Annotated in this window: 12 protein-coding genes and 1 pseudogene; 12 read left to right on the forward strand and 1 reads right to left on the reverse strand. The window is 63.6% G+C overall.

The window, feature by feature from the left end; translation table 11 throughout:
• Positions 1 to 178 precede the first annotated feature (178 nt).
• From SJY40_RS00475 to SJY40_RS00530, 12 genes and pseudogenes are all read left to right on the forward strand, one after another.
• Positions 179 to 2,155: an AMP-binding protein gene (locus SJY40_RS00475; protein WP_378941473.1), complete on the forward strand. Its 1,977-nt coding sequence runs from the start codon at positions 179 to 181 to the stop codon at positions 2,153 to 2,155.
• Positions 2,152 to 2,973: an ABC transporter ATP-binding protein gene (locus tag SJY40_RS00480; protein ID WP_378941476.1), complete on the forward strand. Its 822-nt coding sequence runs from the start codon at positions 2,152 to 2,154 to the stop codon at positions 2,971 to 2,973. Before SJY40_RS00475 ends, SJY40_RS00480 begins: the two co-directional genes overlap by 4 nt.
• Before the next feature lie 33 nt (positions 2,974 to 3,006).
• Entirely contained in the window at positions 3,007 to 3,993 is a 987-nt protein-coding gene (locus SJY40_RS00485) for a branched-chain amino acid ABC transporter permease (protein WP_378941478.1), read from the forward strand.
• Between the two features lie 45 nt (positions 3,994 to 4,038).
• A complete protein-coding gene (locus tag SJY40_RS00490; protein ID WP_378941480.1) occupies positions 4,039 to 5,115 on the forward strand; it encodes a branched-chain amino acid ABC transporter permease in 1,077 nt (358 codons plus the stop codon).
• 55 nt (positions 5,116 to 5,170) lie between these two features.
• A pseudogene (locus SJY40_RS00495) lies at positions 5,171 to 6,455 on the forward strand (ABC transporter substrate-binding protein).
• A 57-nt stretch (positions 6,456 to 6,512) separates the two neighbouring features.
• Complete coding sequence (locus SJY40_RS00500) at positions 6,513 to 7,334, forward strand: ABC transporter ATP-binding protein (protein ID WP_378941482.1); 822 nt, start codon at positions 6,513 to 6,515, stop codon at positions 7,332 to 7,334.
• Between the two features lie 12 nt (positions 7,335 to 7,346).
• On the forward strand, positions 7,347 to 8,567 hold the full coding sequence (locus SJY40_RS00505; RefSeq protein WP_378941485.1) for a phenylacetate--CoA ligase family protein: 1,221 nt from the start codon (positions 7,347 to 7,349) through the stop codon (positions 8,565 to 8,567).
• A 93-nt stretch (positions 8,568 to 8,660) separates the two neighbouring features.
• Complete coding sequence (locus SJY40_RS00510; protein ID WP_378941487.1) at positions 8,661 to 9,425, forward strand: flagellar motor protein MotB; 765 nt, start codon at positions 8,661 to 8,663, stop codon at positions 9,423 to 9,425.
• A gap of 74 nt (positions 9,426 to 9,499) precedes the next feature.
• Positions 9,500 to 10,801, forward strand: a complete 1,302-nt coding sequence (locus SJY40_RS00515; RefSeq protein ID WP_378941489.1) for a flagellar hook protein FlgE — start codon at positions 9,500 to 9,502, stop codon at positions 10,799 to 10,801.
• A 40-nt stretch (positions 10,802 to 10,841) separates the two neighbouring features.
• Positions 10,842 to 12,272: a flagellar hook-associated protein FlgK gene (gene flgK / locus SJY40_RS00520; protein WP_378941491.1), complete on the forward strand. Its 1,431-nt coding sequence runs from the start codon at positions 10,842 to 10,844 to the stop codon at positions 12,270 to 12,272.
• Between the two features lie 2 nt (positions 12,273 to 12,274).
• Entirely contained in the window at positions 12,275 to 13,288 is a 1,014-nt protein-coding gene (locus SJY40_RS00525) for a flagellin (RefSeq protein ID WP_378941494.1), read from the forward strand.
• Positions 13,288 to 14,391 carry a flagellar basal body P-ring protein FlgI gene (locus SJY40_RS00530; protein ID WP_378941496.1) on the forward strand — a complete coding sequence of 368 codons (1,104 nt, stop codon included), beginning with the start codon at positions 13,288 to 13,290 and terminating at the stop codon, positions 14,389 to 14,391. The genes SJY40_RS00525 and SJY40_RS00530 overlap by 1 nt, the downstream gene beginning before the upstream one ends.
• Here the strand turns inward: SJY40_RS00530 and SJY40_RS00535 are convergent, their stop codons facing one another.
• The gene (locus tag SJY40_RS00535) at positions 14,392 to 15,327 is read right to left on the reverse strand and encodes a glycosyltransferase (RefSeq protein WP_378941498.1); all 936 of its coding nucleotides are present in this window, start codon (positions 15,325 to 15,327) and stop codon (positions 14,392 to 14,394) included.
• Positions 15,328 to 15,411 lie beyond the last annotated feature (84 nt).

Genomic DNA, 15,411 nt, shown 5'->3' on the forward strand with positions numbered 1-15,411 from the left:
CCCCCCACGGATGATCGCGCGACATGGATAGCATCGGGTGCCGATCTGCGGAAGCACTGTAACATTTTGTTGGAATTGCGACAAACTGCGGCAAAGATTGGTCCCGACAGTGAACCTGTCACCGTGGCGGAGGAGGTCACGGGCGACATTGCGCCTGACGCGCAACGAGGGAGAAGACATGACGGACCGGCAGACGCCTTCGGGTGAATTGCGTTCTATTCCCGCGCTTCTGGCGCGGAATGTGGCCCGTTTCGGCGACCGGCCGGCGTATCGTGAAAAGGAATACGGGATCTGGCAAAGCTGGTCTTGGTCGCAGGCGGCTGACGAAATCCGTGCCATGGCCTTGGGGATGCTGGATCTGGGGCTGCAGCCCGGCGACCATGTGGCGGTGATCGGGCGCAACCGTCCGGCGCATTACTGGGGAATGATCGCGGCCCAGATGTGCGGCGCGGTCCCCGTGCCCCTGTATCAGGACGCCGTCGCCGACGAGATGACCTATGTGCTGGGCCATTGCGGCGCCCGCATGGTGATCTGCGGCGATCAGGAACAGGTTGACAAGGTGCTGGAGGTCGAGCGCACCATCGATGCCATCGACCGCATCGTCTATACCGACGCGCGGGGTCTGCGGAAATACGACCACGCGCGGATGACATCTGTGGCCGACCTGCAGGACCGGGGTCGCAAGGCTGCCGACCGTCTGAGGGCGGAACTGGATGCGCGGACGGCGGCGCTGGATTACGACAGCACCTGCGTCATGCTGTACACCAGCGGCACCACCGGCAAGCCCAAGGGCGTTGTGCTGTCCAACCGCAACATCATCGAAACCGCCAAAAACAGCAGCGAATTCGACCACCTGACCGAGGGCGAGGAGATCGTCGCCTATCTGCCGATGGCATGGGTCGGCGATTTCATCTTCTCGATGGGGCAGGCGATCTGGTCGGGCTTCACGGTGAACTGCCCCGAGGGCGCGCATACGATGATGACCGACATGCGCGAGATCGGTCCGACCTATTTCTTTGCTCCGCCGCGCGTGTTCGAAACCCAGCTGACATCGGTGATGATCCGGATGGAGGATGCAGGCGGCGTCAAGCGCTGGCTGTTCAACCGCGGCATGGACGTGGCCCGCCGTGCGGGGCCTGCGCTGCTGGACGGCAAGCCGGTGTCTTGGGGTGACCGGGTGGCTTATGCCCTTGGCCGCATCTTTGTCTTCGGGCCGCTGAAGAACACGCTTGGCCTGTCGCGGGTCCGCGTGGGCTACACGGCAGGCGAGGCGATCGGCCCCGAGATCTTCGATTTCTATCGCAGCCTCGGCATCAACCTGAAGCAGCTTTACGGCCAGACCGAGGCGTCCGTGTTCATCACCCAGCAGCCTGACGGGCAGGTGCGCTCCGACACCGTCGGCGTCCCCAGTCCCGGCGTCGAGGTTCGCATCGGTGACAACGGCGAGGTCTATTACCGCAGCCCCGGCACCTTCGTTGCCTATTACAAGAACCCCGAAAGCACCGCCTCGACCAAAGACCCCGAAGGCTGGGTCGCCACGGGTGATGCGGGTTTCTTCGAGGAGGCGACGGGCCATCTGCGCATCATCGACCGCGCCAAGGACGTCGGAAAAATGGCCGATGGCACAATGTTCGCGCCGAAATATGTCGAGAACAAACTGAAGTTCTATCCCAACATCCTCGAGGCCGTCGTGATCGGCAACGGGCGCGATTACTGCACGGCGATGATCAACATCGACCTGTCGGCGGTGGGCAATTGGGCCGAACGCAACAACATCGCCTATTCCAGCTATCAGGAACTGGCGGGCCATCCGCAGATTTACGGCGCCATCAAGGACCACATCACCGAGGTGAACCGGTCGGTGGCGCAGGACCCCATGCTGTCGGGCTGTCAGGTGCATCGCTTCCTTGTGCTGCATAAGGAGTTGGACCCCGATGACGGCGAAATGACCCGCACCCGCAAGGTCCGGCGTGCGGTCATCAACGACAAATTCGCCGATCTGGTGGACGCGCTCTATGACGGGTCGGACAGCATCCATACCCGCACCGAGGTCACCTATGAGGACGGCCGCAAGGGCCAGATCAGCGCGACCCTGCAGATCATGGACGTGCCGGTCTTTGGCGATGCGGCCCAGGCAAAGGTGGCAGCACAATGAACAGCATGACAAGCGACGGCTATATCACCGCCGACGGACGCCAGATCGGCGGCAAGCTGATGGAGCTGAAGAACATCACCCTGCGTTTCGGCGGCGTGGTGGCCATCAAGGACATCAGCTTTGACATCCGCCAGGGCGAAATCCGCGCCATCATCGGCCCCAATGGTGCCGGCAAATCCAGCATGCTGAACGTGGTCTCGGGCTTCTATCACCCGCAGGACGGCGAGGTCTGGTTCAAGGGCAGCCGCCGCCAGCCGATGAAACCGCATCAGGTCGCGGGGCAGGGCGTCGCGCGGACCTTCCAGAACATCGCGTTGTTCGACGGGATGAGCGTTCTGGACAACATCATGACCGGTCGCCTGAAAAAGATGAAGGCGGGCTTCCTGTCCCAAGCCTTCTGGTGGGGCAAGGCCGAGCGTGAGGAAAACGAAAACCGCGCCGCCGTAGAACGCATCATCGACTTTCTGGAAATCCAGAACATCCGCAAGACGCCGGTCGGCCGCCTGCCCTATGGTTTGAAAAAACGCGTTGAACTGGCGCGCGCCTTGGCTGCCGAACCGCAGTTGCTGCTGCTGGACGAACCGATGGCTGGCATGAACGTCGAGGAAAAAGAGGACATGTCCCGCTTTATTCTGGATGTGAACGATGAATTCGGCACGACGATCTGCCTGATCGAACATGACATGGGCGTGGTGATGGATCTGTCCGACCGCGTGGTCGTGATGGATTACGGCCGCAAGATCGGCGACGGCACCCCTGATGAGGTCCGCAACAATCAGCAGGTGATCGACGCCTATCTGGGGGTGGCCCATGACTGATCCCCGCACTGATGTCCGCGCGAAAAGGAGCCTGTGATGGACCAGCTGATCTTCGCATCCGAGGTGATGCTGAACGGGTTGATGACGGGCGTGATGTACGCGCTGGTGGCGCTTGGCTTCGTGCTGATCTTCAAGGCCTCGGGCGTCTTCAACTATGCCCAGGGCGTGCTGGCGCTGTTCGCGGCGCTGACGCTGGTCGGCATCCAGAACGGGCAGGTGCCCTTCGCGCATCTGATCAACGCAGCCTTCGGCACCAGCCTGCACCATTTCGGCTGGACCGTGCCATCGGTTCTGGCCATTGCGCTGACGGCGCTGGTCATGGTCGGGCTGGCCTTCCTGATCGAGAAACTGGTCCTGCAACATCTGGTCGGTCAAGAGCCGATCATCCTGTTCATGGCGACCATCGGCATGGCCTATTTCCTTGAAGGTCTGGGCGATGTCATGTGGGGCGCCGACATCAAGACGCTGGACGTCGGTCTGCCGCAGGGCATTTCCGAAAGCATCGAACGGGTTACCGACAGCTGGTTCGGCTATGGTTACTTCATCGACCGGTTGGACATCTGGGCCACCGTGATCGCGGCCCTGCTGGTCGCAGCTTTGGTCGCCTTCGCGCAATACACCAAGCAGGGGCGCGCCATGCGTGCAGTGGCCGACGACCATCAGGCGGCTTTGTCGGTCGGCATCAGCCTGCGCTTCATCTGGGTGATGGTCTGGTCGATCGCAGGCTTTGTTGCGCTGGTCGCGGGTATCATGTGGGGCACCAAGTCGGGCGTGCAGTTCAGCCTGTCGCTGATCGCGCTCAAGGCGCTGCCGGTGCTGATGCTGGGCGGCTTCACCTCGATCCCCGGCGCGATCGTCGGCGGGCTGATCATCGGCGTGGGTGAGAAACTGTTCGAATTTTCCATCGGCCCGATGGTGGGCGGCGCGACCGAAAACTGGTTCGCCTATGTGCTGGCGCTGCTGTTCTTGGTGTTCCGACCCCAGGGCTTGTTCGGCGAACGCATCATCGAGCGCGTGTGACGGGCGCCCGCGCCCCACGAATGGACGTATCAAAGGAGAGCCGCGATGCTGTATCGTGAGGCAGGCGATTTCAAGACAAGCTACCGGGACGACAGCCAGACCTTTCCGATCAAACTGGAACGCTGGGGATATTACGCGGTGGTCGCAGTGGCCTTCGGCATCGTGCCCTTCGTCATCAACGATTATTGGGCCAGCGCGGTTCTGGTGCCCTTCCTGATCTATGCGATCGCGGCCATTGGGCTGAACATCCTGACGGGCTATGCCGGTCAGGTCAGCCTGGGGACGGGCGGTTTCATGGCCGTGGGCGCCTATGCCGTCTATAAGCTTATGACCGCGTTTCCCGATGTCAGCCTGCTGATCCATGTGGTGCTGGCGGGCGCGATCACGGCCGTCGTGGGCGTGCTGTTCGGTCTGCCGTCGCTGCGGATCAAGGGGTTCTATCTGGCCGTCGCCACGCTGGCCGCGCAGTTCTTTCTGGTCTGGCTTTTCAACAAGGTGCCGTGGTTCTACAACTATTCGGCCTCGGGTCAGATCACCGCGCCGACGCGTACCTTCATGGAACAGGCGATCAGCGGTCCCGCGGCCAGTGCCTCGGCCAAATACCTGGTCTGTCTGGTCTTTGCCTTCGCGGTCGCATGGATTGCCCGCAACCTGACGCGTGGCAGCATCGGGCGCCGCTGGATGGCAATCCGCGACATGGATATCGCCGCCGAGATCATCGGCGTGAACCCTTTGACCGCCAAGCTGTCCGCCTTTGCCGTCAGCAGTTTCTTCATCGGCATCGCGGGCGCGCTGCTGTTCGCGGTCTATCTGGGCGCGGCCGAGGTGGGCGAGGCTTTCGGCATCAACAAAAGCTTCCTTGTCCTGTTCATGATCATCATCGGCGGCCTTGGCAGCATCTTCGGCAGCTTTGCTGGCGCGGCGTTTCTGGTGCTGCTGCCGGTCCTGCTGAAGAACCTGCTGGTCGGCAACCTTGGCTGGCCCACCGATCTGGCAGCCCATATCGAGTTGATGATCGTGGGCGCGTTGATCGTCACCTTCCTGATCGTCGAACCGCACGGACTGGCCCGCCTGTGGTCCCTGACCAAGGAAAAGCTGCGGCTATGGCCGTTCCCGCACTGATTTTTCATCAAAGAACCGGGCAACCGGCACCGTTCATCTCTGGGAGGAGACCCGCATGAAACTGAAGTTCCCCGCCATCGTCGCTGCCGCCACGATGCTTGCCGCCCCCGCCATGGCCGATCTGGTCGTGCCGAACATGTCCTATCGGACCGGCCCCTATGCGGCCAACGGCATTCCCTATGCCGACGGGTTTTCCGATTACTTTACGCTGCTGAACGAGCGCGATGGCGGCATCGGCGGACAGAAGATCCAGGTGCCGGAATGCGAGACGGCCTATAACACCGAAAAGGGCATCGAGTGCTATGAAGCGCTGAAGTCCCAGAACCCGCTGGTGCTGAATCCGCTGTTCGACCGGCATCACCTATCAGCTGATCCCCAAGATCGGCGTCGATGGCATTCCGCTTTACACGCCGGGCTATGGCCGGACCTCGGCCAAGGATGGGTCGGTCTTCGAATGGGTGTTCAACGCGCCCGCGACCTATTGGGACGGGGCCTCGGTCGCGGTGAAGCACATCCTTGATCAGGAGGGCGGCGATCTGACCGGCAAGAAGATCGCGCTGGTCTATCATAACAGCGCCTATGGCAAGGAACCGATCCGCACGCTTGAAGAACTGTCCAAAAAGCACGGGTTCGAGCTGTCGATGCTGCCGGTTGACGCGCCCGGTCAGGAACAGAAGTCGCAATGGCTGCAGATCCGCCGCGACAAGCCCGATTACGTCATCATGTATGCATGGGGCGTCATGAACCAGGTCGCCATCCAGGAGGCCGTGAACGTCCGCTTTCCGATGGACAAGTTCATCGGCATCTGGTGGTCGGGTTCGGAAAACGACGTGAAGCCCGCCGGTGCCGGGGCCGAGGGTTACAAGTCGCTGACCTTCCACGGCGTGGGTCAGGAATACCCGCTGTACGATGACCTGAAGCAATACGTCTATGACGCGGGCAAAGCCGCCGGCGCGGGCGATCAGACCGGCACGGTGTTGTATTCGCGCGGCGCCTATGCCGCCCTTGTCATCGCCGAGGCCATCGCCAAGGCGCAGGAACTGGCGGGCACCGACGAGATCAACGCCGCCCAGATGCGCGACGGGTTCGAGGCGCTGGATATCACCGCCGAACGCATGGTCGAACTGGGCCTGCCGGACTTCGGTGCGCCGATCCAGCTGTCGTGTGAAAACCACGGCGGCGACGGTCTGGGTCGCATCCAGCAATGGGATGCGGCAGGGGGCAAATGGAACCTGATCACCGACTTCATCGAACCGGATGCCGAAATCCTGGATCCGCTGATCAAGGAAGACAGCACCGCCTATGCCTCCGAAGCCGGCCTGACCCCGCGCTGCAACTGATACCTGTCCGGCGGCGGGTCATCCGCCGCCGGTCCCATCACCAAGAGGGGCCGCCCCATGTTCGACGCCGAACACCGCGAGACGCTGCTGGAAGTCAACAATATCGAGGTGATCTATAATCACGTCATTCTGGTCCTGAAGGGCGTCAGCCTGTCCGTGCCCAAGGGCGGCATCACCGCGCTGCTGGGCGGGAACGGGGCTGGCAAGACGACGACACTGAAGGCCATTTCGAACCTGCTGGCCAGCGAACGGGGCGAGGTGACGAAAGGCAGCATCACCTATAAGGGCGAAAAGGTCGCCCGCCAGAACCCCGCCGCCTTGGTCAAGAAGGGCGTCATCCAGGTCATGGAAGGCCGCCATTGTTTCGAACACCTGACGGTCGAGGAAAACCTGCTGACCGGTGCCTATACCCGCGCCGATGGCGGAGCCGCCGTCAAACGCGATCTGGAGATGGTCTACGACTATTTCCCGCGTCTGCGCGAAAGGCGCAAAAGTCAGGCGGGTTATACCTCGGGCGGCGAACAGCAGATGGTCGCCATGGGTCGCGCCCTGATGTCGCGCCCCGAGATGATCCTGCTGGACGAACCCTCCATGGGTCTGGCTCCGCAACTGGTCGAACAGATCTTTGAAATCGTAAAGGCCGTGAACGAGGGCGAGGGCGTCACCTTTCTGCTGGCCGAACAGAACACCAACGTGGCGCTGCGATACGCCCATGAAGGTTACATTCTGGAAAACGGTCGCGTCGTGATGGAGGGTCTGGCCAGCGAACTGCGCGAGAACCCCGACGTCAAGGAATTCTATCTGGGCATGTCCGACGAAGGGCGCAAATCCTTCCGCGACACGCGCAGCTATCGCCGCCGCAAGCGCTGGCTGGCCTGAGGGGACCGCATTATGCCATCAAATTACGACGAATTGGAAACCCGCGATCAGGCCGCCCGCGACAAGGCTTTGGCCGAGGCGCTGCCCCTTGCCATCATCCGCGCCAAGACGGCCCCCGCGCTTGCCCGGCTGCTGCGCGATGTCGATGCGGCCACGATCACCACGCGCGACGCGCTGGCGAGCCTGCCGGTCATCCGCAAGGCCGAGCTGTCGGATGCGCAGCGCAAATCGCCACCCTTCGGCGGCTATACGACGCGACTGGCGGCTGAATTCGACCATGTCTTCCAAAGCCCCGGTCCTATCTATGAACCGGGCCGTCGGGATGGCGACTGGTGGCGGCTGGGCCGGTTCCTGCATGCCTCGGGCGTGGGGCGCGGCGATATCGTGCAGAACTGTTTCGGCTATCACCTGACGCCCGCGGGGATGATGTTCGAATCCGGTGCGCGGGCGGTCGATGCCGCCGTGCTGCCCGCGGGGACGGGGCAGACCGAGTTGCAGGTGCGCGCGGCGGTCGATATCGGCACCACCTGCTATGCGGGCACGCCGGATTTCCTGAAGGTCATTCTGGACCGCGCCGACCAGATGGGCGAAACCCTGTCTTTCACCCGCGCGGTCGTGGGGGGCGGGGCGCTGTTCCCGTCGCTGCGTCAGGCCTATGCCGATCGCGGGATCGTCACGCGGCAATGCTATGCCACCGCCGATCTGGGCAACATCGCCTATGAAAGTGAAGCGCTGGAGGGGATGATCGTCGATGAAGGCGTCATCGTCGAGATCGTCCGCCCCGGCACCGGCGATCCTGTCCCCGACGGCGAGGTGGGTGAGGTTCTGGTGACCACCCTGAATCCCGATTATCCGCTGATCCGCTTTGCAACGGGCGACATGTCGGCCGTGATGGCTGGCACAAGTCCTTGTGGCCGCACGAATATGCGCATCAAGGGATGGTTGGGACGCGCCGATCAGACGACCAAGATAAAGGGCATGTTCGTGCGCCCCGAGCAGGTGGCCGCGCTGGTCGCTCGCCATCCCGATATCGCCCGCGCCCGCGTCATCGCCGACCGGCGCGACCAGATGGATGTGATGACGGTGCAGTTGGAAACCACGCAGCAAGATGCCTCGGGGTATGAGGGAAGTATCCTCGACACGCTGAAGCTGAAGGCCGAGGTGGAACTGGTCCCCGTCGGCAGCCTGCCCAATGATGGCAAGGTCATCGAGGATCGGCGCAGCTATGACTGAGACCCGCCAAATAGCGCGCATTTGATGCGTTAACTTGTTTGCAACCGTGACAGGGGCGACATTGGCCCCTGACATGAAAGACGGGGTGGCGACATGGCTGCGGGCAAGGGTGCGAATGGCGCGCCGATCATCATCAAGCGGATCGAGGCCGCCCCCGAAGGCGGCCATCACGGCGGCGCATGGAAGGTCGCCTATGCGGATTTTGTGACCGCCATGATGGCCTTCTTCCTGCTGATGTGGCTATTGAATGCCACCAGCGAAGAACAGCGGCAGGGTTTGGCACAATATTTCACCCCCAGTGTCGCCCGCAGCATGGGCGCCGCGGGGGACGGCACCGAAGAGGGCGTCCGCCACGCCATTCAGGCCGCGCTGCCCGACAGTGAAAATGCCGGAGATTTCGATCAGGTGGCCAAGGCGGTGCAGGACAGCCTGACCGGAACGGGCGCGGAATCCATGCAGCTGACCAACCTGCTGAAACATGTCGTCACCCGTATGACCGATGAGGGTCTGGTGATCGAACTGACCGATCTGACCGACACCCCCCTGTTCGTCGAGGATACCGGCCAGCCGATGCCCGAACTGACGGATCTGGTCGAGGTGATCGCCCGCGTCATAGGGCGCACCCGCAACCAGATCGCGCTATCGGGGCATGTGCGGTCCTATCCCGAAATGATGGTCGCGAACCCGGTCTGGCCCCTGTCCGACGCCCGTGCCCACACCGTGCGCAACCTGCTGGAACGGGCGGGCTTTGATGACAAGCGCATTCAGCGGGTTAGCGGCTATGCCGATCGCAAGAACCGTTCGGGCAACCCGATGGACCCGACGAACAACCGGATCGAACTGATCCTGCTGCGCTAGGGTCGGCATTATCCGAATCTTAAGCCTTGTCGGACAGGATGGTGGACAACACTGAACCGGAAGGGTGTCTGTCCATGTCCATCTCCTCTGCAATGAATGCCGGCGTGGCCGGGCTGGCGGCGAACTCGTCACGGCTTGGCACCATCTCAGACAATATCGCGAATGCCTCGACCTATGGCTACAAGCGCGTCGAAACGGAATTCGACTCGATGGTCGTGGGGCAGGGCACGGGGCTTTACACGGCCGGCGGGGTGCGCGGATCGACCCAGCGTATCATTTCGCAGGACGGGGCGGTGGTGACGACCTCGAACGCGCTGGATCTGGCGATGACGGGGCGGGGGTTTCTGCCAGTCGCGGGGGTGGCGGATGTCGCCAGCGGCGATCAACCCAGCCTGCTGATGACGCGGACCGGGTCGTTCCGTCCCGACGCGCAGGGCCTGCTTCGCACCGAAAGCGGGCTGGTGCTGATGGGATGGCCTACGTCCTCGGATGGCAGCATGCCCTTGGTGTCGCGCGATACCCCAACCGCCCTTGAACCGATCCGTATCGACGCCAACAAGCCGATGGGCGATCCGACCACGCAGGTGCGCATCGGCGCCAACCTGCCCGCGACCGATACCGGCCCCACGGGAACGGGTGCGGCACTGCCGCTGAAGGTCGAATATTACGGCAACCTCGGCACATCTGAATCGCTAGACATGAGCTTTGTTCCCGTCGCGGGGCAGGACGGCCAGTTGTCGAACACCTGGCAGGTCGAAATCCGCGACAGCGCGTCGGGCAATGATATCGTGTCGTCGTTCCAGATCGTCTTCGACGACAGCCAAGGGGCGGGCGGCACCATCCGCGACGTGACCCAGATTTCCGGGCTGCCCTATGATGCCGCGACCGGCACCATCCCGTTGGAGGTTGGCGGCGGTGCGCTGGACATGTTCATCGGCAAACCGGGCAGCGATGCCGGGTTGAAGCAGCTGGCAACCAGCTTCTCGTCCTCCAACATTTCTCGCAACGGGTCGCCGGTGGGCCAGCTGGTCACCGTCGAGGTCGATGCCGAGGGCAAGGTCAATGCCACCTATGACACCGGCTTCGTCAAGACGCTGTATCGCGTGCCTGTCGTCAACGTTTCGAACCCCAACGGGCTGATCGCGCTGGAGGGGCAGGCCTTCAAGCCCTCGCTGGCCTCGGGCAGTTTCTTCCTGTGGAACGCGGGTGACGGGCCGACGGGCGCGATCGCGGGCTATGCGCGCGAATCCTCGACCACGGATATCGCCCAGGAACTGACGGATCTGATCACCACGCAGCGGGCCTATTCCTCGAACGCCAAGATCATCCAGACCGTGGATGAGATGCTGCAGGAAACCACCAACATCAAACGCTGATCCAGCGCGCCCGCGTGGTGCTGCCAGCAGGAGGCCATGAATGAGCATTGCCAAGGCCATATCCAGCGCCATGTCGGGTCTGACCGCAACGGCGCGTGGCACCGAAACGGTCGCCGCGAACCTGTCCAACGTCATGACGCCCGGATATGCCCGCCGCGACATGCAGGTCAGTTCGCAGTCGGTGACCGGCGGCGTCAAGGTCGATGGAATCGTCCGCATCGTCAATTCCAGCCTGCTGACCGAATTGCGGCTGGCAGGGTCGGCGTTGTCGGCGGCCAGTACCAAGAACGCCTTTCAGGTCCGGATGGAGGCGACGGTCGGGCTGCCGGGGCAGGCGGGGTCGCTGGGCGTCGCGCTGAATGATTTTCAGGCGGCCCTGGGCTCGGCTGCGACACGGCCCGACGATGATCTGCGCCTGGCGCAGGTGGTTTCGGCGGCGGGCACCTTGGCCAATCGGCTGAACGATGCCTCGGTCGCGGTCCAGACTGCGCGCAGTACGGCGCAGCAGGGGATTACTACGGATGTGGCGGTGCTTAATGCCTCGCTGGAGCGCGTGGCCTATCTGAACGCGCGGATCGCGGTGCTGGACGCGGATGGGACCGATGCTTCGCCGCTGATGGACGAACGCCAGCAGGTGATCGATCGCATCGCGGGCATCGTCCCCGTGCAAGAGGTGTCACGCGAGGCGGGCAAGGTGGCCCTGTTCACCGCCGAGGGCGCCGTCCTACTGGATGGCAGCCTGCCTGCGCGGATCGAATTTCAGGGTGCCGCGCAGGTGACGGCCGGGCAGACCGTCGGTGCGCCCTTGCAATTGCTGACCTTCAACGGCGCCCCGCTGAGCCAGGCACAGATGCGGCTGTTCAGCGGGGGATCGCTGGAGGCGAATTTCCACATCCGCGACCAGCTGGCCCCCGACATGCAGGCGGATCTGGATGCGCTGGCCTTCGATCTACAGGAACGTCTGGCCAGCCCGCAGGTCGATCCGACCCTTGCCGCAGGGGATGCGGGTTTGTTCACCGATCAAGGCGCGCGGGCGACGCAGGCCAATATCACCGGTCTTGCCGGTCGGCTTGCCGTGAATGTTGCCGCCGTGGACACGCCCTGGCGTCTGCGCGACGGCCTGCAGGCAGCCGCGCAGGGTCCGGTCGGGGCATCGGGCGTTCTGAACGGCATGCTGTCGGCGCTGGATGCGTCACGCGCGCCGACCTCGGGCGGGGTGCAGGGCATTGCGACGCTGAACACACGGTTCGGCACGCTTGAAGCGAAAGTCTCGACCAGCCGCGTCAATTCCGACGCCGATCTGGCCATCCGCAGCAGCCGCCAATCGACCATACAGTCCAGCATTCTGGCCGATGGCGTGGATAGCGACGCCGAGATGCAGAAACTGCTGCAATACGAACAGAGCTATGCCGCCAACGCGCGCGTCCTGCGTGCCGTCAACGAGATGCTAGACCAGATCCTGGGGATTTAATCATGAGCCTTAACAGTATCGGCGATCAGGCCCGCAACTTTGCCATGCAGCAGGCCACCAACAAGCTGAAATCCACGATGACGACCCTGACGCAGGAGATGTCAACGGGCGAGGTCGCCGATCTGGGACAGCGTCTGCAGGGCAACACCCGCGCCCTGAACGAGATCGAGGGCCGCCTGTCGAAGACCACCCAGTTACAGCAGAACGCATCCGAAGCGGCGATCCAGTTCCAGGCCATGCAGGATGTCTTTGACGGCGTGCGTTCGGTCACCAACGATCTGGGGGTGAACCTGCTGAGCGATCCCTTTGCCGCCAGCACCGCCCAGCTGGGCACGCGCGCGACCGAAGTGGCCAATGCCCTAAGCACCGTCATCGAACGCCTGAACGGAATGGAGAGCAACCGCTATCTGCTGTCGGGGCTGGTTAGCGATCAGCCACCGCTGGTCTCGGCCGATCAGATGCTGGACAGCCTGCAGGCGGTCACAGCGGGCCTGACGACGGCGGATCAGATCGGCGCGGCCATCGTCGGCTGGTTCGATGCGCCCGCGGGCACGGGCGGGTTTCTGGACACGGCCTATCGCGGCACGACCGGCGATGTTGCCAGGATCCCCGTGACCGAACGCCAGACGGTGCAGGTTACGACCTCAGCTGCGTCACCGGCGGTGCGTGATCTGCTGAAGGGGCTGGCGACGGCGGCGATCCTGGATCGCGGTGCCTTGGCCAACCAGCCCGACGAACGCGCGGCCCTGCTGCGCCAAAGCGGCCACGCCCTTGTTGCCGCCGATGCGGGCCTTCTGGGCGAGATGGGCCGCATCGGGTTGGAACAGCAATCCGTGGCGCGGGCGCAAAGCGAAAACGCCTCGGTGATCAGCACGCTTCAGGTGTCGCGCAATGACATTCGCAGCGCCGATCCCTATCAGACCGCGACCGCCCTGACCGAGGTTCAGACCCAGATCGAGACGCTGTTCGCCGTCACCGCGCGCCTGTCGCGCCTGAACTTGGTGGATTACCTGTGATGCGGGCGCTGGTATCGGCACTGATGGTCTGGCTGGTGGTGGCGACATCCGCCCTTGCGATCCCCGTGCGCATCAAGGATCTGGCCGATTTTGACGGCGTTCGCGGCAATGATTTGGTCGGCTATGGCCTGGTCGTGGGTCTGGACGGTTCGGGCGACGGCATGCGCAATGCCCCCTTTACCGAGGAGATGCTGGCCAGCCTGCTGGAACGCCTTGGCGTCAATGTTACCGATGAGGCGCTGCGGTCCAAGAACGTGGCCGCCGTCATCGTCACCGCCGCCCTGCCGCCCTTCGCACGCTCGGGCAGCCGCATCGACGTCAGCGTTTCGGCCATCGGCGATGCGAAAAGCCTGCTGGGGGGCACGCTGGTGATGACGCCGTTGAAGGCGGCGGATGGCAACATCTATGCCGTCGCGCAGGGGTCGATCATCGCGGGCGGCGTGGCGGCCCAAGGCGATGCCGCGCGTGTGGTCGAGGGCGTCCCCACCACCGGCAGCATCCCTGTCGGCGCCCGTGTCGAACGCGAGGTCGAGTTCGACTTTGCTGGCATCGACGACATCCGCATCGCGCTGCGCAACGCCGATTTCACCACCGCCACACGGGTCGAGGATGCCATCAACCGCGATTTCAACAAGGCGCTGGCGGTCACCTTGGACAGCGGGACGGTGGTCGTGAACTTCCGCGGCCTGGGCGACGTGAACCCCGCCCGCGTCGTCGGCCGGATCGAGAACCTGTTGATCGAACCCGAAGATCGCGCCAAGGTCGTCATCGACCACAAGTCCGGCACCATCGTCGTGGGTGAACGGGTCCGCATCTCGCGCGTGGCGGTGTCGCAAGGGAACCTGACGCTGCGTGTTTCGGAAGCACCGGTCGTGTCCCAGCCCAACCCCTTCGCCGAGGGCGAGACCGTCACCGTCCCGCGCACCGATGTGGAGCTGCGCCAGGAACCCGGCATCGGTTTCGTCGAGGTCGCGGGTGAAACCAACCTGTCGGATCTGGTCAACGGGCTGAATTCGCTTGGCGTGCGCCCGCGTGACATGATCGACATCCTCAAATCGATACATTCCGCCGGGGCGCTGCATGCCGATCTGATCATCGAGTGATCAGCGGCGGCGCAGCCGCCCTGCCGCCACCGTCGCAGCCAGCGCCGCGCTGCCTGCCACCGTCTGACGATAAAGCCCTGCCTGACGCATCGTCAGCAGGGCTTTCGGCCCGGGTTGCGACAGCATCGCATCGATCTGGTCCAATATCCGGCGGTTCTGCGGCGTCAGGCGGTCGCGCATCGGCACCAGCGCCGCGTGATTGGCCGCCATCCACATGCCGAATTCCCCTGCCAGCAACTTGCGCATCCGGGCTGCCAGCGCGGGTAGTGTGTCGTTCCGCCCGACCTCGGCCTGGTCATGCTGGCGGTACAGCAGCGCGGGGCGGGGGTCATGCCACAGGGCCGCGCCCGCGCCCGAGGTCAGCTGATAGGCCCACCAATCGTGCGAGACGACGCCGGCTCTGCGCGCGAATTCGGCCCCCTGCCGCAGCAGTTCCGCCGCGGGGGCGTTGAAGACCGAAGTATTGCCCGCCATGATCGCCTGCACGGCTGCATTCCGGAACCCCAAGGGGCGCGGGAAATGGCGTGACTGCGCCACCGGGCGCAACTGCATGTCCGTGATGATCGTGCGCGCGGCGTAATGGGCAGGGCCACCTTGTGCGGCCAGATATTCCACCGCCCATTCCAGCTTGTTCGGCAGCCATTGGTCGTCCTGATCGCAGAAGGCGATCATTGCGTCCGGCGGCGTACGGCCAATCAGCGACAGAAAATTCGCCGTGGCGCCCTGCGCGGGACCCTGCACCAGCTGTACCTGCCCCGGGGCCATCCGGTCTGCAAAATCGCGCACGATCCGGCAGGTGTCGTCGCGTGACCCGTCATCCGACACGATCAGCGACCAGGACTTGTGGGTCTGCGCCGCAATGCTGTCCAGCTGCGTGGCGATATGTGCGCCCCCCTGATAGCTGGCCAGCAGGGTCACGACATGGGCGGGGGTCATCGGAACCTCGGGGTATTGGAAACGTCGAAAGGCCGGGACGCATCCCGGCCTGACTGGTTCTGGCGTCTTGGCCCCCCGGGGGCA

This window comes from Paracoccus sp. R86501 (assembly GCF_042466435.1).
Classification (GTDB): Bacteria; Pseudomonadota; Alphaproteobacteria; order Rhodobacterales; family Rhodobacteraceae; genus Paracoccus.

Bases quoted from the DNA above. Each gene is read 5' to 3' on its own strand.
- SJY40_RS00475 (WP_378941473.1), top strand. From the start codon at position 179: ATGACGGACCGGCAGACGCCTTCGGGTGAATTGCGTTCTATTCCCGCG.
- SJY40_RS00480 (WP_378941476.1), top strand. From the start codon at position 2,152: ATGAACAGCATGACAAGCGACGGCTATATCACCGCCGACGGACGCCAG.
- SJY40_RS00490 (WP_378941480.1), top strand. From the start codon at position 4,039: ATGCTGTATCGTGAGGCAGGCGATTTCAAGACAAGCTACCGGGACGAC.
- SJY40_RS00500 (WP_378941482.1), top strand. From the start codon at position 6,513: ATGTTCGACGCCGAACACCGCGAGACGCTGCTGGAAGTCAACAATATC.
- SJY40_RS00505 (WP_378941485.1), top strand. From the start codon at position 7,347: ATGCCATCAAATTACGACGAATTGGAAACCCGCGATCAGGCCGCCCGC.
- SJY40_RS00510 (WP_378941487.1), top strand. From the start codon at position 8,661: ATGGCTGCGGGCAAGGGTGCGAATGGCGCGCCGATCATCATCAAGCGG.
- SJY40_RS00515 (WP_378941489.1), top strand. From the start codon at position 9,500: ATGTCCATCTCCTCTGCAATGAATGCCGGCGTGGCCGGGCTGGCGGCG.
- flgK (WP_378941491.1), top strand. From the start codon at position 10,842: ATGAGCATTGCCAAGGCCATATCCAGCGCCATGTCGGGTCTGACCGCA.
- SJY40_RS00525 (WP_378941494.1), top strand. From the start codon at position 12,275: ATGAGCCTTAACAGTATCGGCGATCAGGCCCGCAACTTTGCCATGCAG.
- SJY40_RS00530 (WP_378941496.1), top strand. From the start codon at position 13,288: ATGCGGGCGCTGGTATCGGCACTGATGGTCTGGCTGGTGGTGGCGACA.
- SJY40_RS00535 (WP_378941498.1), bottom strand. From the start codon at position 15,327: ATGACCCCCGCCCATGTCGTGACCCTGCTGGCCAGCTATCAGGGGGGC.